The sequence below is a fragment of the Streptomyces sp. NPDC107454 genome, from assembly GCF_055582885.1.
Window position 1 is genome coordinate 107,646 of sequence record NZ_JBVJPA010000018.1, and the last position, 17,456, is coordinate 125,101.

General features: G+C 68.6%; 14 protein-coding genes and 1 pseudogene. 8 read left to right on the forward strand and 7 right to left on the reverse strand.

The genetic code is table 11. The features are described 5' to 3' along the window. The gene (locus tag ACZ69M_RS39080; protein ID WP_470057575.1) at positions 1-1,326 is read left to right on the forward strand and encodes a glutamate-1-semialdehyde 2,1-aminomutase; all 1,326 of its coding nucleotides are present in this window, start codon (positions 1-3) and stop codon (positions 1,324-1,326) included. A 32-nt stretch (positions 1,327-1,358) separates the two neighbouring features. Here ACZ69M_RS39080 and ACZ69M_RS39085 read toward each other — a convergent pair whose 3' ends face one another. After that, positions 1,359-2,066: a phosphatase PAP2 family protein gene (locus tag ACZ69M_RS39085; RefSeq protein WP_470057576.1), complete on the reverse strand. Its 708-nt coding sequence runs from the start codon at positions 2,064-2,066 to the stop codon at positions 1,359-1,361. A gap of 143 nt (positions 2,067-2,209) precedes the next feature. Between ACZ69M_RS39085 and ACZ69M_RS39090 the strand changes: the two genes are divergently transcribed. Continuing rightward, the gene (locus ACZ69M_RS39090; RefSeq protein ID WP_470057578.1) at positions 2,210-2,776 is read left to right on the forward strand and encodes a hypothetical protein; all 567 of its coding nucleotides are present in this window, start codon (positions 2,210-2,212) and stop codon (positions 2,774-2,776) included. 334 nt (positions 2,777-3,110) lie between these two features. On the opposite strand, the gene ACZ69M_RS39095 is transcribed toward ACZ69M_RS39090, so the two are convergent. Continuing rightward, positions 3,111-3,575, reverse strand: coding sequence for an SRPBCC family protein (locus ACZ69M_RS39095; protein ID WP_470057579.1), 465 nt, complete (start codon positions 3,573-3,575; stop codon positions 3,111-3,113). A gap of 46 nt (positions 3,576-3,621) precedes the next feature. Here ACZ69M_RS39095 and ACZ69M_RS39100 point away from each other — a divergent pair, with 46 nt between their 5' ends. Then, positions 3,622-4,230 (forward strand): TetR/AcrR family transcriptional regulator, encoded by a 609-nt coding sequence (locus ACZ69M_RS39100; RefSeq protein WP_470057581.1) that lies wholly within the window; start codon positions 3,622-3,624, stop codon positions 4,228-4,230. Positions 4,231-4,264: 34 nt separating this feature from the next. Here the strand turns inward: ACZ69M_RS39100 and ACZ69M_RS39105 are convergent, their stop codons facing one another. Next, complete coding sequence (locus tag ACZ69M_RS39105) at positions 4,265-4,717, reverse strand: nuclear transport factor 2 family protein (RefSeq protein WP_470057582.1); 453 nt, start codon at positions 4,715-4,717, stop codon at positions 4,265-4,267. A 1,011-nt stretch (positions 4,718-5,728) separates the two neighbouring features. Here ACZ69M_RS39105 and ACZ69M_RS39110 point away from each other — a divergent pair. Together ACZ69M_RS39110 and ACZ69M_RS39115 are read left to right on the forward strand one after the other, a co-directional pair. Beyond that, entirely contained in the window at positions 5,729-6,193 is a 465-nt protein-coding gene (locus ACZ69M_RS39110) for a hypothetical protein (RefSeq protein ID WP_470057584.1), read from the forward strand. 994 nt (positions 6,194-7,187) lie between these two features. Next, positions 7,188-7,877, forward strand: coding sequence for a ribonuclease FAU-1 family protein (locus ACZ69M_RS39115; protein ID WP_470057586.1), 690 nt, complete (start codon positions 7,188-7,190; stop codon positions 7,875-7,877). Between the two features lie 1,505 nt (positions 7,878-9,382). On the opposite strand, the gene ACZ69M_RS39120 is transcribed toward ACZ69M_RS39115, so the two are convergent. After that, positions 9,383-9,847, reverse strand: coding sequence for a MarR family winged helix-turn-helix transcriptional regulator (locus ACZ69M_RS39120; RefSeq protein ID WP_470057588.1), 465 nt, complete (start codon positions 9,845-9,847; stop codon positions 9,383-9,385). Positions 9,848-10,201: 354 nt separating this feature from the next. On the opposite strand from ACZ69M_RS39120, the pseudogene ACZ69M_RS39125 reads away from it, so the two are divergent. Further along, positions 10,202-11,200, forward strand: a pseudogene (locus ACZ69M_RS39125) (MFS transporter); the annotation flags it as partial. Positions 11,201-11,434: 234 nt separating this feature from the next. Here the strand turns inward: ACZ69M_RS39125 and ACZ69M_RS39130 are convergent. Both ACZ69M_RS39130 and ACZ69M_RS39135 read right to left on the reverse strand, forming a co-directional pair. Then, positions 11,435-12,214: a hypothetical protein gene (locus tag ACZ69M_RS39130; protein WP_470057590.1), complete on the reverse strand. Its 780-nt coding sequence runs from the start codon at positions 12,212-12,214 to the stop codon at positions 11,435-11,437. Between the two features lie 374 nt (positions 12,215-12,588). Next, entirely contained in the window at positions 12,589-12,765 is a 177-nt protein-coding gene (locus ACZ69M_RS39135; protein ID WP_470057592.1) for a hypothetical protein, read from the reverse strand. Between the two features lie 902 nt (positions 12,766-13,667). Between ACZ69M_RS39135 and ACZ69M_RS39140 the strand changes: the two genes are divergently transcribed. Next, positions 13,668-14,837: an RNA-guided endonuclease InsQ/TnpB family protein gene (locus ACZ69M_RS39140; RefSeq protein ID WP_470057713.1), complete on the forward strand. Its 1,170-nt coding sequence runs from the start codon at positions 13,668-13,670 to the stop codon at positions 14,835-14,837. A gap of 93 nt (positions 14,838-14,930) precedes the next feature. Here ACZ69M_RS39140 and ACZ69M_RS39145 read toward each other — a convergent pair whose 3' ends face one another. Then, positions 14,931-15,551, reverse strand: a complete 621-nt coding sequence (locus tag ACZ69M_RS39145; RefSeq protein WP_470057593.1) for a TetR/AcrR family transcriptional regulator — start codon at positions 15,549-15,551, stop codon at positions 14,931-14,933. A gap of 436 nt (positions 15,552-15,987) precedes the next feature. Here ACZ69M_RS39145 and ACZ69M_RS39150 point away from each other — a divergent pair, with 436 nt between their 5' ends. Continuing rightward, entirely contained in the window at positions 15,988-17,424 is a 1,437-nt protein-coding gene (locus tag ACZ69M_RS39150) for an aldehyde dehydrogenase (protein WP_470057595.1), read from the forward strand. Positions 17,425-17,456: the final 32 nt, after the last annotated feature.

Consider the following 17,456-nt stretch of genomic DNA (forward strand, 5'->3'; position numbering starts at 1 on the left):
GTGGACACCGAAGAGCTCCACCTGCCCCTGTCGCGGACAGCCAACGAGCGGCTGCACGCCATGATCCCCGGGGGCGCGCACACCTACGCCAAGGGCGACGACCAGTACCCCGAGAACCTGGCCCCGGTCATCAGCCACGGCAGCGGTGCCCACGTGTGGGACGTCGACGGCAACCGCTACATCGAGTACGGCTCCGGCCTGCGGTCGGTCAGCCTCGGCCACGCCCACCCGCGCGTGGTCGAGGCGGCCCGGCGGGAACTCGACCGCGGCAGCAACTTCGTCCGGCCGTCCATCGTGGAGGTCGAGGCGGCGGAACGCTTTCTGGCCACGGTGCCGACGGCCGAGATGGTGAAGTTCGCGAAGAACGGGTCCGACGCCACCACCGCCGCGGTGCGCCTCGCCCGCGCCGTCACCGGGCGCCCGCGGGTGGCCCTCTGCGGCGACCATCCGTTCTTCTCGGTCGACGACTGGTTCATCGGCACCACGCCGATGTCGGCCGGCATTCCGGCGGAGACCAACGAGCTCACCGTGGCGTTCCCTTACGGAGACCTGGCCGCCACGGAGGAGCTGCTCACCCGGTACCAGGACGAGGTCGCCTGCCTGATCCTCGAACCCGCCACCCACACCGAGCCGCCGCCCGGGTACCTCGCCGGTCTGCGCGCACTCGCCGACCGGCACGGCTGCGTTCTGATCTTCGATGAGATGATCACCGGCTTCCGCTGGTCCGAGGCGGGTGCCCAGGGCCTGTACGGCGTCGTCCCCGACCTCTCCACGTTCGGCAAGGCGCTGGGCAACGGATTCGCCGTCTCCGCGCTGGCCGGGCGCCGCGATCTGATGGAGCTGGGCGGTCTGCGTCACTCCGGCGACCGGGTGTTCCTGCTGTCCACCACGCACGGTGCGGAAACACACTCCCTGGCCGCCGCGATGGCCGTGCAGACCACCTATGTCGAAGAGGGCGTCACCGCGCGGCTGCACGCCCTCGGCGAACGGTTGGCCGCCGGTGTCCGCGAGGCCGCGACCGGCATGGGCGTCGGCGACCACATCGTCGTCCGGGGCCGGGCCAGCAATCTGGTCTTCGCCACCCTCGACGAGAACGGGCAGCCGTCGCAGGAGTACCGCACCCTGTTCCTGCGCCGGCTCCTCGCGGGCGGAGTGCTGGCCCCGTCGTTCGTGGTGAGCAGCGCGCTCGACGACGCCGACATCGACCGCACCGTCGACGTGGTGGCCCAGGCGTGTGCGGTGTACCGGAAGGCGCTGGATGCCGCTGACCCCACCCCCTGGCTGGCCGGGCGGCCGGTGAAGCCCGTATTCCGCCGCTTGGCGTGACGTGACGACACGTGACGTGATGTGACCTCGCGTCAGCGACGCACCCGCGGACCGGCGTCGGCCGTGCGGTTGCCCAGCCGGTCGGTCGTCCGATCGTCCAGCCGGTCAGCCGTCCGGTCGACCAGCCACGCGGTCGCCGGTATCACCACCAGCGCGGTGCACCAGCCGCCGAGGACGTCGGTCGGGTAGTGCGCGCCCAGGGCGACCTGGGCCCAGCCCATGGCGGTGCCGGCGACCAGCGCCGAGGCGAGCACGAGTGAGGTGCCGGCCGTCCTGCCGAGGCCGAGCCGGCCGGTCGCGAGGAGCGCAGCCACGAGGGCGAGCGCGGTGAAGAAGGCGGTGTGCCCGCTCGGGTAGGACAGGTTCTCGTCGCCGTGGATGGTACGTCCCACCAGGTGCTTGAGCAGCGTCGCCGTCCCCACGGTGATGCCGACGCCGGCAACCACGAGCACCGCTGCGCGAGGACGCCGAAGCAGCAGGCAGCCCGTCACGGTGGCCACGACCAGCGTCGCCGATCCGGCGGGCTCGCCCAAGAAGTCCAAGGCCAGAGCGACTTGCCGCCACGGCGACCGCACACCGTCCACCGCCGTCTGGATCCACACGTCCACGCTGCCGGGATCGCTGTGGCCGGCATACAGGACCCCGAGCGCGACGACCACCAGCGCGGCGAGGGCCGCAATCAGCCCGAGCCACACGCGCAGCGATGGGGGCAGCACCGCGGGCGCCGGCCGGCCGGTCACACGCCCACCGCGTCCGGTCGACCTGCGGTGGTGACCTTCTTGTCCACCGTCCGCAGCGTCGGGCGTGGCGGGATTACGTCGTCGCCCGGCCGGCGCCGCGGGACCGCAACAGGACACCGGCCGCGGCCCACGACGGTGGGGCGTTGTTTCCGGACGACTCCGGCGACCGTAAGTCCGGGTACGCCACGGCCTATGTGTGCCGTCAAGTCCTCGGCTTCCGCGGGCAGATCGGAAACGGCATCGTCGCGGCCACCACCGCCCGGGCCCACGCCAAGGGCATCGCGTTTCGGGCGTTGGTCACTGACTGCTTCTACGACCCCAGCGAAAGCCCGCGCGTCATCGCCGAACTCGACCGCGCCGCAACCCCCGACGCGGCGGTGGTCGGCCCCGGCAAGAACTGCCGGCCGCCACCCGCCGACATGGTTGGAATCGTCAGTCTGCACGGGCTGCGCCGCTGGACCGAGCAAGGTTCCCAACCCGTCAAGCACGAACTGGGCTGGGCCGACTTCCACTTCCGTTCCGGCCGGGCGATCCAAAGCGAGCCCCCGTCGAGTCCGACCCACGCTCCTCCGATCACAACTGCCCCGCGGACACCCGCTCCTGGCCCCTACGACTCCGCGGGAGCCGTAAGCCCGTGCAGCGCCGAACTCGCCGGCCTGGCCATCACCCTGCCCAAGGGCATCAGGATCAGTCTCTATTTATCACCTTAACCAACAATCCGGTCGCGGCAAACCGCCGTCGGACAGTCGCGAAGTGTGAGCCGCGCCCTGTTTTGTAGTGTCCCTGAAGGCATGACTCCGAGGATCAGGTTCGCCATGGCCTCCGACATATGGCCGAAACTGGCTACCTACGTCTTTACGAGGTAGATCTCGCTGAACTCGTCAATGCTGAGGAAGCGCGGGTTCGACGTTGATCCCGGGTCCGTGGACGTTCACATACAACTCACTGAATTCGGCGAGGGTTCAGAACTCACGGCCCGCCGTCGTCGGTCCACCAAGAGGCCCCGGGTCCTGCGTCGCGCGGAAGAACCGCCATGAATCGACGTCAGGATCCGGCAGCGGACATGTGGCGAGCCAACTCGGTGGCCAGGCGCTGCATGACCGTGTGGTTGGCGCGTCGTATCGTGGCCCGGACGGCGGGCGCCAGCAGACGGTCGGCGAGCGGGACGCGCGACCAGCCGTACGTGAACGTCACGTGACTCCCGCCGGTCCGCAGCGGTTCGATGGTGTAGGTGCCCTGGGCCAGGCGTCGGCCGGCCGCGCTGACGTTTCGTTCGACGATGCGGCGCGGCGGGTCGGCCTCGACGACCTCGATGGTGACGTCGGTCTTCATGCCGCCCAGCGCGGCGGTGACCGTGGCGCACGACCCGATGCCCTGGCCGGGGCCGCTGTAGCGCCATCCGGTCAGGTAGTGGTTGGTGAATCGCTCGTGGTGAGCCATGACATCGAGGAAGTCGTAGACCTGCTCGGGCGTCTGCGGTACGTCGATCGACACGGTGACAGACTTCATGTACCACACGGTACACAGGGCATGTACCAATTGGTACACTCGTGACGTGGTGAATACGCACGGCCCGCATCCTGAGGGCGAGGCAGCGCCCGGCACGGACGGGAACCGACGCACTCAGTTGGTGAACGCGGCCGTCGATCATGTCGCGGCGCACGGCATCGCGGACCTGAGCCTGCGCGGCCTGGGCGCCGCGATCGGCGTCAGCCACCGCATGCTGATCCACTATTTCGGCTCCAAGGAACACCTGATCGTCGAGATCGTCCGGACCTCGGAGCAGCGCCAACGCGATCTGCTGTCCCGGCTCCGCCTGGAACCCGGTCTGTCACCCGCCGATGCTGCACGGCTCCTCTGGCAGCAGCTGACGGACCCTCGACTGGCCGGTCAGGAGCGGCTCTTCTTCGAAATCTACGGGCACGCGCTGCGGGGCCGCCCCGAGGCTGCCCCGCTCCTCGAAGGGCTCGTGAGCGACTGGCTGGAGCCACTCGTGGCCGCCGAGGTCGCCGCAGGTGCGGACCCCGCCGCGGCCAGGAACCGCGCCAGGCTGGGACTCGCCACCGTCCGCGGTCTGCTGCTCGACCTGCTCGCCACCGGTGACCGCGACGGCGTCAACGCGGCGATGGAAGACTTCCTCCAGCTGTACTACGGCTCGAAGTGACGGAGCCGCCGACCAGGCCAAGCGGCAGGGCTGGTCACGCATCCTCACCCGGGCGGGGCGGTGAGCCGGCCAGCGGTGAGGCGTCTTCGTATCGGACCTCGTAGACGCGCTCGGCGAACTTCCACCCGTCGCCGGTGCGCTGGTAACGGTCATGGTAGATGGCGTAGTTCAGCCCTCCGCGACCGTCGCGGCCACGCCCGACCTCTGACATATACGCGCGGCCCGACGCGGTGTCGCCGTCAAGCTGGATCACGCCCGGGTGCGTATTCTGCACAAGAAAGTCCACGACATCCGGCACCCGCCTGCCCCAGGCGCGGATCGGCTCCTGCCCTTCGAGTTCAACGGGGATGTTGGGCATACGCCATACGCCGTCCGGTGTGAACAGCAAAGCGATGCGGTCGTAGTCGCGCATCATCACGGCGTCGGTGAACTCACCGCGCAGCGCCTCGATCTCGACGCGATCCGCGATGGCCTGAAAGTCACTCATCGATTTCCTCCGCATCGCCTTGAACTCGGTGCACGATGTTCGTCTCAGCAGTACGACGACACGGCCCTCCGGAATGTGACACGTCCCCGCTCAGGCCGGAGTCCCGTGCAGGGAGCGGGAGCAGAGACGCAGCGTCGGTTGTGGCTCGTCTGTCAGGAGTGGGCCATCTCGCGGTGCATGCCGATCAGCGCCGTGCTTGCCGTGTCGTACCGGAGCCTGATCCCCGCCCTGGGCATCGGCATGGGCATGGGCAATGCGGGCTGCCTTTCCGGGGGCCTTCGGGTATGGGTCAGACTCTCGTCATGAGTACCACGCGACGCCGCCTCGGCACGGGCCCGACCGCCAGCAGCAGCACACCGTCCGCGGAGGAGTCCCCACGGCTTCTGCCCGTCGAACGAGTTGACCTCGGTGGACTCTTGGAGGCTCCCGAGCAGAGCGATCCCGAGCTGACGCGGTCACGCCGACGGCCCCTTCGCTCTCCTGCGGTGGGGGACTGACAGTGTCCCCGGGCCTCACCTATTGCCTGCGGGGACGATCGTTCGGCCGAAGCCCTGCAGAGCCCTTCGCCGCGTAGGCGACCGCCCTTCACGACCACACTCTTCGTCTGCGGCCCCGCCCGGCGCTCTCGCCGGCCGGGGCCGCACGCGTTCTCCACGTCGTGACCTGCCGACGGCCGGTGACGTTTCCTGGCGTGAGGTGTGACAGTCCTGTTTCGGCGGGCAGTTGTCGTTCGGCTGTCTGCTGGGCTGGGCGGCCCGGTTCAATGCCGGGTGTCAGGAAGGCCTCACGAAGCCGGTATGTCTCCGAGGTGGGCGACCGGGGAGCCTTGACCGACGCGCAGAGGAGCACTCTTGGCAGGGATCAGCCGCGCGTGCGCCCGCACACTGACCGCGTTGGCTTCGGCCCCATCCCTGCGGGGGGTTTAGCCAGGGGAGCGGATCAGGCGCTTCCGCAACCCCATAGCCTACTTTCTGTAGTCGCTCGACTACTTTGAGTGGAAGGAAGTTTGGGATGCGTCCCAAGTCTGCGGGCCGGCTGGCGGTCCTTGCCTCAACAGTCCTGGTGTTGGTCGGCGGGGTGAGCGTCGGCGCGGCACAGGCTCAGGTGCCCGGTGGGCCCATCACGTACTCGATCGTGTTCTCCAACCCCCGGGAGAGCGACGACAACGACCTGCCCGAGCCCTACGGTGAAGTCGTGGTGAGGGCCCCGTGGGGCCAGCAGACCGCCTTGTGGGAACACCCGGACCGGGACATCAACACCCCCACCCTGCCCCGCTATCCGCTGTTCGGCGGTGCCGAACACCGGTTCGTCCCGCATCCCGTCACCGAGGTGTGCGCCTTCGTGGGCGAGGACGACACCGGCATCAACGACGACGACATCCTCGCCGACGGCTGCGTGCCCTACACGGGCCCCGGCGAATACACCATCAGCGCCGAAGGCGGGTCAGTGACCGTCACCGTGTACAACTTCGGCTGACGTTCCAGCACACCGATGCTCTGGTGCCCCGGGGAGACGTGTCTACCTCGGGGTACCAGGCCAGTCGGGCGACGAATCCGGCCGACACCCGGGAGGCCGCGCCCTTGGCCCGGGCGTCAGGATCACGAAGCCCGGTTCGCTCTTTGGCCTGCTTACGGTCTTGACCGCTGGAAATGGACGCGCACGGCCGAAGCCATCGGCCACCGGTCTGGCCAGTCCGCCCCTGGGCGCGTAGCCGTGACGGGCGGCCGGATGAGCACGGCGGACTCGTCTCCGCGCAGGAGACGAGCACGGTGCGCGAGCGGCTGATGGAACGTACCTGCGAGTGGTGTGGCGCCCCGATTGCGTACGCGGGCAGTGGCCGGCCGTCGCGCTACTGCCGTCCCGCGCACCGCCGACGCGCTGGGAGATGCGCACGGCGCGGGAGCGCGTGGCCCGGCCGGTCGGCGAGGGAGGCCAGGTTCAGCAGCCGGTGCGCGAGGCGTGGCACGCGCTGTAACGGTCGTACGCACCGTTGCGCGGCAGGGTCGGATGCAGGTCCCCAAGTTGCCCGCACAGAGACTGAGCGGACAGCCCTCGCGTATGTGCGCCGCGCGGCGGGCGATCCGCAGATGCACCGAGGAGTAGCCCTGCGCCGACACCTTCTCCCACGCGATAGCGAAGCAAGAGGTGTTCTTCGGTCTCGCGTGGTCGGCGCGATGGTCGGCGTGCGCTGTCCCCGTGGTCGGGTTGGCCAGGCCGATCATGGGAAGGGACGAGGAACGCTCGCCGGTCCTACGCGTGGGTCCGGCGGGTTCCTCGAGGAGGCCCGCGGCATCACCATCGTGGTCCTCGCCACCCCGCTGCCCGGTGTGCAACGCGGCGATCCCTGGTATGAGATCGGTGTCGATGATCCGTCCCGCAGGCGTGAGCGCGACCCAGAACCGGCCGGACGCTGAGTCCGTGCGCAACTGGGCAAGCCTTCCTGTGGGCTTGCCCAGCGCAGCATGTCGGGGTGAGGGAACGAGGTGACCAGGTGCGGGTGTTCGACGCCGGGGAGACAGTCGTGCGGCGGGACGTCTACCGCGGACGGGTGTGGAGCGCGCAGGCGCTGCGCGTCATCGAGGACACCGACGTGGCGTTGGTCACCGCGTGCTGCCCGGGTGCCCAGGTGGTGTGGCCGTCTCCGTACCTCAGGGCCCGTAGTGACGGCGACCGTTCGGCGCGCATGGAGGCGTTCGATGTGATGGCGACGGGGGAGTGGGAGCTAGCCCCAGGGCTGTGGCAGGACACGGAGTTGCTGCTGTGGAAGCCGCCCGGGGCCTGGTTCAGTGTCAACGCCTTCTATGTTCCCGACGGGGAGGGGCGCCGGCTGCGGAACTGGTACGTGAACTTCGAACACCCCACAACCCGCGCTCCGGGCGGGTTCGACACCTTCGACCTGGCCGTGGATCTCGTCATCGCCCCCGACCTGACCACGATCGAGTGGAAGGACGTGGACGAGTACGCCCACGCGCGGCGCCTGGGCATCGTCTCCGACACCGAGCACCAGGCAGTGGAGCTCGCCCGCACCCAGGTGCTCGCCCTGATCGAGGACCGGGCGGGGCCGTTCGCGCATGCCGACCGGTGGACGGCCTGGCACTGGGACGCCGCCTGGCCGCCTCCCCGCCTGCTCCAGCGCCCGCTGGAAGAGTTGCTCCCCTAGTGTGCTGGACCGTTGGCCGGAGGGTTCTCTCCGGTGGGGGACCGAAAGGCGCACCGAAGGCAGGACCCCTACGCCGGACACCGCTCGATGACGCGCAGCTGACCCGGGAGTTGGCTACCAGTGCAACGTGATGCTGCCGTTGGTGATCGCGTCCACTACAGCCCGAACCCGCTGCTTCGGCGTCATCAGGCCAGGTTCATCCCATGCCGCCGGCCACTGCTCCGTCGGCAATGGCATCGCTGGGCTCTCGTCTTGGCGTCGCTGCCACCACATCTGGCACCCCCCACCCTCTCTGTGATCGAGAGCCGATGTGTGCTCCGATCCGGCCCGGATTCCGAGAGCCTCACTGCCGCGGTCGCCGCCTTGGGTACGATCGGCTTGATCCCGTGACCGCAGTGATCGTTCCTCTCGTCGGCCTCCCGCGTACTCGTCGACCACGCTCCCTCTCGAAACTCATTGCTGGACCACCAAAATCGGCCGGGCTATCCCGGATTTGCCGAATGCGAGTGACTCAGGCCCGGCGCGTGCCGCGTAAGGTGCAGCGAATGGCCTGGTGGCCTGTTGATCCAGATGGCAGGCTCTTCCCCCTCGTGAAGGGAGTGCCGCGGTGAGCGGGAAGCAGGGACGGAACGCCTGTGACCTGGGGGCAGTAGTGGCGCTCGCGGGATGCATCGTGGTGATCGTTGCCACCCGGCGGACCCGGGCGGTCACCCGATGACCGGCCCCACTCGTTTGCGGCGGCATACATGGTCGCTCACGGTCTGGTGGCTGCTGCTCGCCCTTGCTTTATGGCTCCTTGGGCAGGCCGTCGACCAGGCTGCTTCTTTCACCGCGTGCGCCGCATCCTCCGCGTTCCTGGTCGGAATCGGGGAGACCGGTGACTGGTTGCGCCGACGCTGGGCAGCTCGCCGTGAGCAGGCAGGGACCGCTGCGAAGAGGTCTCGTTCGCGGCACATGCGGGGATAAGCCGGTGCTTTCTCGTTGGTGGCATGCCCTGAATCAGCGTTGTGTGCCTGCTGGGATTCCTTCGTTGCCGCGAGCGTGCAGGCCTGGGCCGGTGGGTGGAAGATCGGCTGGTGGACTTCCGGCTGCATTGCCGGCGGGGGTGCCATGTTGGGCGTCGGGCTGGTCATGGCGGGCCGGGCCCTTGTCCCCGGTCGGCCACGGCGGACGATGTTCCGAGTGCCTCCTCCCGAAGGACGGCACCGACGACCGGGTCAGCCCCGCTGAACTGCCCGCAACGGCGGGCGCGGGAAGGTTCGCTGTTGAGCGACCGCGCTGGCACGCGGTCGCGGCGGCCGGCTCTGTTCACCAGACTCCGCGGACGGCCCCGCATCACGCGCATCCGTGATCCCGACCAGCCGCAGGCGCGGAACGCCGCCCCTGTCCATGCGGCCACCATACGTACACCTGCCTCATCCGCCCACCACGGGACAGCACGGTAAGAAGAAGCTCACTGTGCGGCAGATCGCGCTGATGACGAGCGGCTCTGGTCCGTCCGTCGGTCAGTCCGGCTGCTTCTCCATGTGCTCCAGCACGCGGTTCGAGAGCTGGGCGAGCGTGCTGAGTTCCTCTGGTGTCAAGGCGTCGATGAAGAGTCGGCGGACGTGCTCGACATGGAGGGGGGCGGCGGCTTCGATCGCCGCGTATCCGGCCGGGGTGGCGACGATGAACGCTCCGCGTCCGTCGTCGGGGCATTCCTCCCTGGCCACCAGTCCGCGCTTGGTCATTCGTGTGACCTGGTGGGACATCCGGCTCTTCTCCCACTCCACCAGATTGGCCAGTTCCAGGAAGCGCAGCCGTCCGCCGGCTTCGGTGAGCTTGGCGAGCACGATGTAGTCGGCGGCGGACATCTTGGAGTCGGTCTGCACCCGGCGGGACAGCCGGCCGATGAGCTTCTCCTGCATGCGGATGAAACTGTCCCAGGCAGCCTTCTGCTCGGGGTCGAGCCAGCGCTGTGTCTCCTTCATGGACCGAGTGTAACGAAATGGTTGACAGCTCATCTATTTGTCTCGCTCGGAAGCCGGCGCCGTTGACGTGGCCGACCGACCACAGACCGGGCCGGCCACCGAAGAAGCACACCATGAGCAGGGTGTGCAGCGCTTCGGTAAGAGTGGTGTCCTCGGGGTCGAATGGTTCGGACTGTAGGGCGATCGCGCCGGACAGGAGACTGCGGGCGGTGTCGATGTCGTCGGCGCCGTTGAGCAGGTAGGCCGATCCGGCCACCGCCGCGGCCAGTGATCCCGGCCCGGGGGCAGCGCGGCGGGCGTCGTCCAGCAGGCGCGGCACGTCCCGCAGGTCGCCGGTGAGGTTGGCGCCGGACCGAGGAGAAACACACCGCGCCCGAGACGATCCTCGCCGCCCTGCACGCCGGCGGCCGCTATGTGCGCTATGCCCCGGGCGTACGCCGGATCCTGTTGCGGGCCGCCCTGTTCGTCGTACCGGCCAGCGTCCTGTGGGCCCTGCTGCCCGTGATCGCCAGTGAGCACCTGCATCAGGGCTCTGGCGGCTACGGCCTGTTGCTGGCGGCGCTCGGGGCAGGCGCGGTCGGCGGAGCGCTGGGCATGGGGCGGTTGCGCAAGGCACTGACGGCTAATCAACTCCTGCTGTTCTCAGGTCTGTTCTACGGCGCTGGTGCCCTGGTCACCGCTCTGTCCACGAGCCTGCCCATCGTCGCCGCGGTGTCCGTCGCCACCGGAGCGGGCTGGCTTGTCACCCTGTCGACACTCAACACCTCCATGCAACTGACCCTTCCCGCCTGGGTCCGGGCCCGCGCGGCCTACCTGATCGTCTTCCTCGGCGGCCAGGGTCTCGGCTCACTGCTCTGGGGTCTCGTCGAGCGCCCGCTCGGCACCCAGGGAACGCTGGTGCTGGCCGTCTCTCTGCTGGTGGTGGGTGCGGCGAGCCTCCCGTTGCTCCCGCTGCTGTCCGACACCGGTACGCTCGACCGGACCGTCTCGGCCCACTGGCCGGAGCCGGCCCTGGTCTTCGACGCCGTCGGCGACACGGGACCCGTCCTGGTGGAGATCGTCTACGAGGTGGCCCCGGAGGATCTGCCCGAGTTCCTGGAGGCGACCCAGCGGCTGTCCCGCTTCTGCCTCCGTACCGGTGCGACCCGCTGGCGCCTGTAACAGGACACGTCGGACCCGGCGAAGCTGTACGAGGTCTTCGAAGTGCCCACCTGGGACAAGCACCTCAGGCAGCATCACGAGCGCACCACCGGCTTCGACCAGCAGGTCCTGGACCGGGTGCGGGCCCTGTCGCGCACCGAGCCCCGGTCGCGCCATCTGCTTCTGGCCCGCTCGGCGGCGGCTCGCTACTGACCCCGGCCGGGACGCCGGGGTCGACAGCGGGGCGAGGTCCGGGGCTCGGCGGCGCAAGCGGTGGTGGCTTTTCTACGTGTCCCCTACGGGGCCTCGCCGGTGGACGAGTGGCGCTTTGCAGTTGCTCGGCCCCCCGACAGGTACGCCCCCGAGCACGATCGCGACTGCCAGGTGGACCAGTACCCCCGCGCGTCACGTCCCTCACACGAGCACACCGACATTCACCGGGGCTTGTCATACTCCGCCTGCGGCTCGGGGCCGTAGGCGGTTCTGCATGAGCCCCGCCGCGCCCACGACCAGGGGTACGGCGACGGCGGGCACCGTCCACCATGGGACGCCGATCCACGTCGCCGGCAGGCCCACCCCGAAACAGACCGCGGTGATGGCGATGAGCAGCCGCTTGCCGTACGGATTCCACGTGAAGGGCTCATAGTCACGTGGCCGGACAAAACGCACCGCACCGAACACGAAGGTCTGAGCCGCGACGAGCGCGGCGAGCACGCCGATGACAGCGTTCATCTGGAGCTCGTCACGGGGCGCCTCCGAGGCGTTCTGCCGTACGCCGTCCTTGCTGAGCACCACGATGTCGCGGCGCCAGGCGATGGCCGTGACCTGGTCGCCGGGTGTGAGCCGCTCCAGGAGAGGCCCCGGGTCGCCGAAGGACACGGTTCCCCGCCAGTCCCGATCCGTCAGGGTTGCCTCGTAGGAGGAGTTCTTCCCCGAGGTCTTGTTCACCGTCTTCTCCACCGTGAGGTGCCAGGTACTCAGGCAGTCCGTCTCCCCCCGCTCCATCGCCCGGGAGGAGCACGCCTCGGCCGCGTGGTAGTCCCGATAACGCTCGCTGTCGGAGGGTAACCACCAGGAGAACACCAAGTAGCAGCCTGCCGCCGATATCAGGGACAGCAGGATCAGCAGCATGCCCATGAACCGCGCCCGACCGGTCGACCGCCGGTCGGCATCGCCCTTGCGCGGCAGTCCGCCCGTGCTGTGAGCCCTCGCCCGCGCTGTTGTCATCGCCTACCCCCTCCGCCTCAGCTTCCATCAGCCACAGAGGGGAATACACCCAGGTCGCACGGCAGTCTGTGAGAGGGGTCGGCTTCCGCATCCCGGCAATCCCAGCACCATGGGGGCGCAGGGTGAGGTGAGGTCTGTCCCTGGTTGCCGGTGGCCGCGACGAACAGCCCGCGAAGGCCCCTGCCGGGACACACCCACCGTTCCGGCAGCGGCACGCGCCGCCTCAGACAGCGGTCGGCAGATCAAACGCAAGGCACCAGGGCCGGTCGTATCACGGGCCAGTCGTATCGAGGGACGGACCACCGCCCGAGGCAGCACCCCAACATCCGCCTACCGCTCTTCGTCGAAGCCTGGCGGCCGTTCGCCGCGTGAACCTATGCGCAGGCGGCAGCCTGGCTGTCGGTCGCTTCCGGAATCGTGTGCCGGATGCCCCGGCGCCGCAGGCAGTCGCGGCACAGCCCGTTGCTGTAAGCCTCGTCCGCCGCAAGGCTGTTGGCCTTCTTACGGGGCCTGCCGGGCCCGATCCGCGGGACGCGGATCTTCTCCAGCACGGGTTGAACTGGGTGCAGTCGGCCCGGTGTTCTGGCGTGACGATCAGGCACAACGGGCGGCTGTGGCCGTGCGCGCTCAGAGGGAATCTGGTGGTGAACCCGCCGCGCGTGCGGTCCAGGTCCTCACCTCCTGCACCACCTCCACCAGGCGGACCACGAGGCTCTGCCACGGCAACTCGTCCAGGCGTTCTGCCGGTCCGGCCCCTTGAGAAGCGGGGGTCGGCGGCGGATCGGTGCGGGCGCCGGTCGCATGATGGTGAGCGCGGACGATGGGGGAGTCGACCGAGATGTCTCAGTCGATGTCACCCGCGATGTCGGCCTGGGCTTGGACGTGCTGGAGCAGGGGTGTGGGCACGGCTCCGACCGTTCCTGCCCATCAGCAACAGGCGTTGTGGCAGGTGGCGGGACCCGCGATGGCCCCGGTCCGGGCATTCTGCTCGAATTGAGTGGTCGGCTATCAGCACCCCTCCGTTCACGGCAGGGAGCAGTTGCACGATGCGGCAAGCAGCACGCCGACCAGCGATGGGCGCCCACAGACGTACGTCGGACACAACACCCTGCATAGTGTCGGCACCGCCGCTAGCGTGATTCATTCGTAGTGCATCGGCCTTCAGGCCGGTGGTGAGGCGAATCTGTCATGGTGGCGCGGAGCGTCACGGATGTTGTCCTGCGGAGCAGGAGAGCGCAGGCGTCACCACGGCCGACGCGGAGCGTCACGGGGTCCGATCCGGCGAAGCCGGGCAACGCCTGGCTCGTTCGGCTCGTTCCGCTCCCCGGTTCAAGGAGGGGTATCGACCGTACATACGTTCCCTCTGGCAGCGGGCGGCACTCGTTCGTACGATCACCGCATGCAGCTTCGGTACGCCTTCAGGCTGTACCCGGAACCGGGCCAACGCCGCGCGCTGGGCAGGGCGTTCGGGTGCGCCCGCGTCGTGTTCAACGACGTGGTGCGCGCCCGCGAGGACGCCCGCAGGACGGGCGAACCCTTCCCCACGGCGGGTGTGCTGTCCCGGAAGCTGATCACCCAGGCCAAGCAGACACCCGGGCGGTCCTGGCTGGGCGAGGTCTCCGCGGTCGTGCTCCAGCAGTCCCTGCGTGACGCGGAATCCGCGTACCGGAACTTCTTCGCCTCCCTCAAGGGCGAGCGGAAGGGCACGAAGAGCGGTGCGCCCCGCTTCAAGTCCCGCAAGGACAGCCGTCAGTCGATCCGGTTCACGGCCAATGCCCGCTGGTCGATCACCGCTTCCGGGCGGCTGAACCTCCCGAAGATCGGCGCGGTGAAGGTGAAGTGGTCCCGCGCCCTGCCCGCGCAGCCCTCCTCGGTCACCGTGATCAAGGACGCGGCCGGACGGTACTTCGCCTCGTTCGTCATCGACACCGACCCGGCCGCGGACGCCGCCCGGATGCCCGACACCGGCCAGACGGTCGGCATCGACCTGGGCCTAACCCACTTCGCGGTCCTCTCCGACGGGACGAAGATCGACTCTCCTCGGTTTCTGCGCCGGGCGGAGAAGAAACTGAAGAAGGCCCAGCGGGAGCTGTCCCGCAAGCAGAAGGGATCCAAGAACCGGGAGAAGGCCCGCCTCAAGGTCGCCCGCGCCCACGCGCAGGCGGCCGACGCGCGCCGCGAGTTCCACCACCAGCTCTCCACCCAGCTGATCCGCGACAACCAAGCGATCGGCGTGGAGGACCTGGCGGTCAAAGGACTCGCGCGCACCAGGCTGGCCAGGAGTGTCCATGACGCCGGATGGTCGGCGTTCGTGCACATGCTGGAGTACAAGGCCGCCCGGTACGGGCGGAGGCTGGTCAGGACCGGCCGGTTCGAGCCGACCTCCCAGACCTGTTCGGCCTGCGGCGCCAAAGACGGCCCCAAGCCCCTGAACGTCCGGGACTGGACCTGTGCCGCCTGCGGCACCGTCCACGACCGGGACCACAACGCCGCGAAGAATGTCAAAACGGCCGCCGGACTGGCGGTGACAGCCTGCGGAGCGCCGGTAAGACCAGGACTCGTCCCGGCACAGCGCGAAGAAACAGGAAGCCACGGATTCCCGCCCGAACCCCGCGCCGCGTAGCGGCACGGCAACGGACGAGACGGCCAGAATCCTCGGGCTTCAGCCCGAGGAGCAAGTCAACTCTCCTCCGATCCCTTTCGACCCGTACATGCCCTACGCGACCGACGGGGTGCCGCCGGGCATGCAGGTGATGGCCTCGAAGAGGAGAAGGCCTTGGTCCACCAGCTCCTCCCTCGAGAGGTCCAGAACCCCGTTGAACCAGCTCAGCAGCATCTCGCTGACCGCGCCCACGACGGCCACGGACATGGTGGCGGTGTCGATCCGGGGATCGTGAAGCCCTTCCCTTAGGAGGGAGTCCACGAGGCCGCTCATGCGCTGCAGGCCCAGACGTCGTTCGCGTGCTGTGAGGGGACCTGCACCCATGGATTCCGCGAGTTTGACGCGCCCTTTTCTCGGGTCTTGCAGAGGAAGCCCGACGATGACGTCGATCATGTTTCGAGCCCGGTCGCGCAGCGGCTGGTCTGTGCCGATCGCCTCGGCGCATCGGGTGATCTGTTCCTCGTAGATGTCTCTCATGAGCGCTGCCATGAGGTCGTCGAGGGATGAGAAGCTCTCCGTGAAGTACCTGTCCTTCACTCCGGCGTGGCGCAGTACCGCACTGATCGACGTGTGGGCGTATCCCTGGCTGGAGAAAAGTTCGAGACCGCTTTCCATGAGGCGCCGACGGCGGAGCGAAGCGCGCTGTTCCGCCGTCGCTCCGCCATATGTCCTCATGATGTGCCACCTCTCCTTGAGGCGTCCTGGTCACGGTGCGTTGTCGCGAACCGGGGCCCGGTCTGCCGACCTGGATGCCCACCGGCATCGCGTGAGATCTTGAGCCGTCGGTCCGGCCTTCCCTCATCGGGCGGCGACCAAAGTTTTTCAGTCCAGATTCTACCCATCTGGTGACGAATTACCCCAGATGGGTGTAACGTCGCATTTATTCAGTCGTGAACCGTGAAAGCGCCCCTCGCGAGGCCGGTACCAGTCGCAGGGAGCGTCGCAGATGTGGCCCGCCCGCAGGTTCGACGCGTCGGGCCACGGCCTAAGAACGTTACGACCGGTAGCGGTCCGCGTACCGCGCTGAGCGCCCTCGTGCCCCCCGGTCATCCACGTATCCAACACCACGGAGTGCCGTGGTCCCACGGCCATGCCGAGGGGAGAGTTCACCATGAATCCCAACCATCTGTTCATCGGCGGACGCTGGGTCCACGCGTCCGGCGATCGCGTCATCAACGCCATTTCCGCGAATACCGGCGATCAGCTCGGTTCTGTACCGGACGGTTCCCGGGACGACATCGACCGGGCGGTCAGGGCCGCTCGTGCCGCATTCGACGCACCGACCGGCTGGGCCTCCTGGGGCTCGGAACGTCGCGCGTCCGCCATGATCCGTCTCGCGGATGCGCTCGATGCCAGGAAAGGGGCGACGTCCGCCGCCGTGAGCGCACAGAACGGCATGCCGATCACAGTCGCCCGGTCCTTCGAAGGTGTGGTGCCGTCAGCACTGTTGCGCTACTACGCGGGTCTGGCCGACAGCATGCCGTGCGAGGAAACGCGCACCGGACTGCCCCGTGGCACCACCCTGGTCCGCCGGGAACCCGCAGGCGTCGTAGCCGCCATCATGACCTGGAACTTCCCTCAGACCATCGCTTTCTTCAAGATGGCCCCGGCTCTGGCGGCCGGTTGCGTGCTCGTCCTCAAGCCGGCGCCGGAGACGGTCCTCGACTCGGTGCTGCTTGCGGAGGCGGTCCAGGAAGCGGGTATCCCCGACGGAGTGATCAACGTCGTTCCGGGCGGCCGCGACACCGGCGCGTATCTGGTCTCCCATCCTGGCATCGGCAAGGTGTCGTTCACCGGATCCACCAGAGCAGGGCGTCAAGTGGCTGCCACATGCGCCGAGTTGCTGCGGCCGGTGACCCTGGAACTGGGAGGAAAGTCCGCCGCCGTAGTTCTCGACGACGCCGACCTCGCCGCGAACCCAGAGCAGTTCTTCATGGCCAGTCTGCTGAACAACGGTCAGACCTGTTACGCGAGTACCAGGATCCTGGCCTCGCGCAGCAGGTATCGGGAGGTGGTCGAGTTCTGTACGGCGATGGCCCGTGACGCCGTCGTCGGTGACTCACTCGACCCTGACACCCAGATCGGCCCGCTCGTCAGCCAGCGCCAGCGTGAACGTGTGCTGGGTTACATCAAGACCGGCCTCAACGAAGGGGCTCGGCTCACCACCGGAGGAGGCCGGCCGCCCGGCCTCGATCGAGGCTGGTTCGTCGAACCCACCGTATTCGCCGACGTCGACAACTCATCGACCATCGCGCAGGAAGAGATCTTCGGCCCGGTCCTCACGATCACCTCCTACGACGGCGAGGACGAGGCAGTGCGCCTGGCGAACGAGTCGGCCTACGGCCTCGCCGGCACCGTCTGGACCACGGACTTGGACCACGGTGCCCAGGTGGCCCGCCGTTTCCGGACCGGCACCGTCGGGCTCAACGGCTATCTGCCCGACCTCACCTCCCCCTATGGAGGCAGGAAGGCCAGCGGGCTCGGCAGCGAGCTGGGGCCCGAAGGGCTTCATGCGTACCAGCAAGTCCAGTCGATCTACCACCCCTGATGCGACCACGACCCCTGATGCGACCACCACCC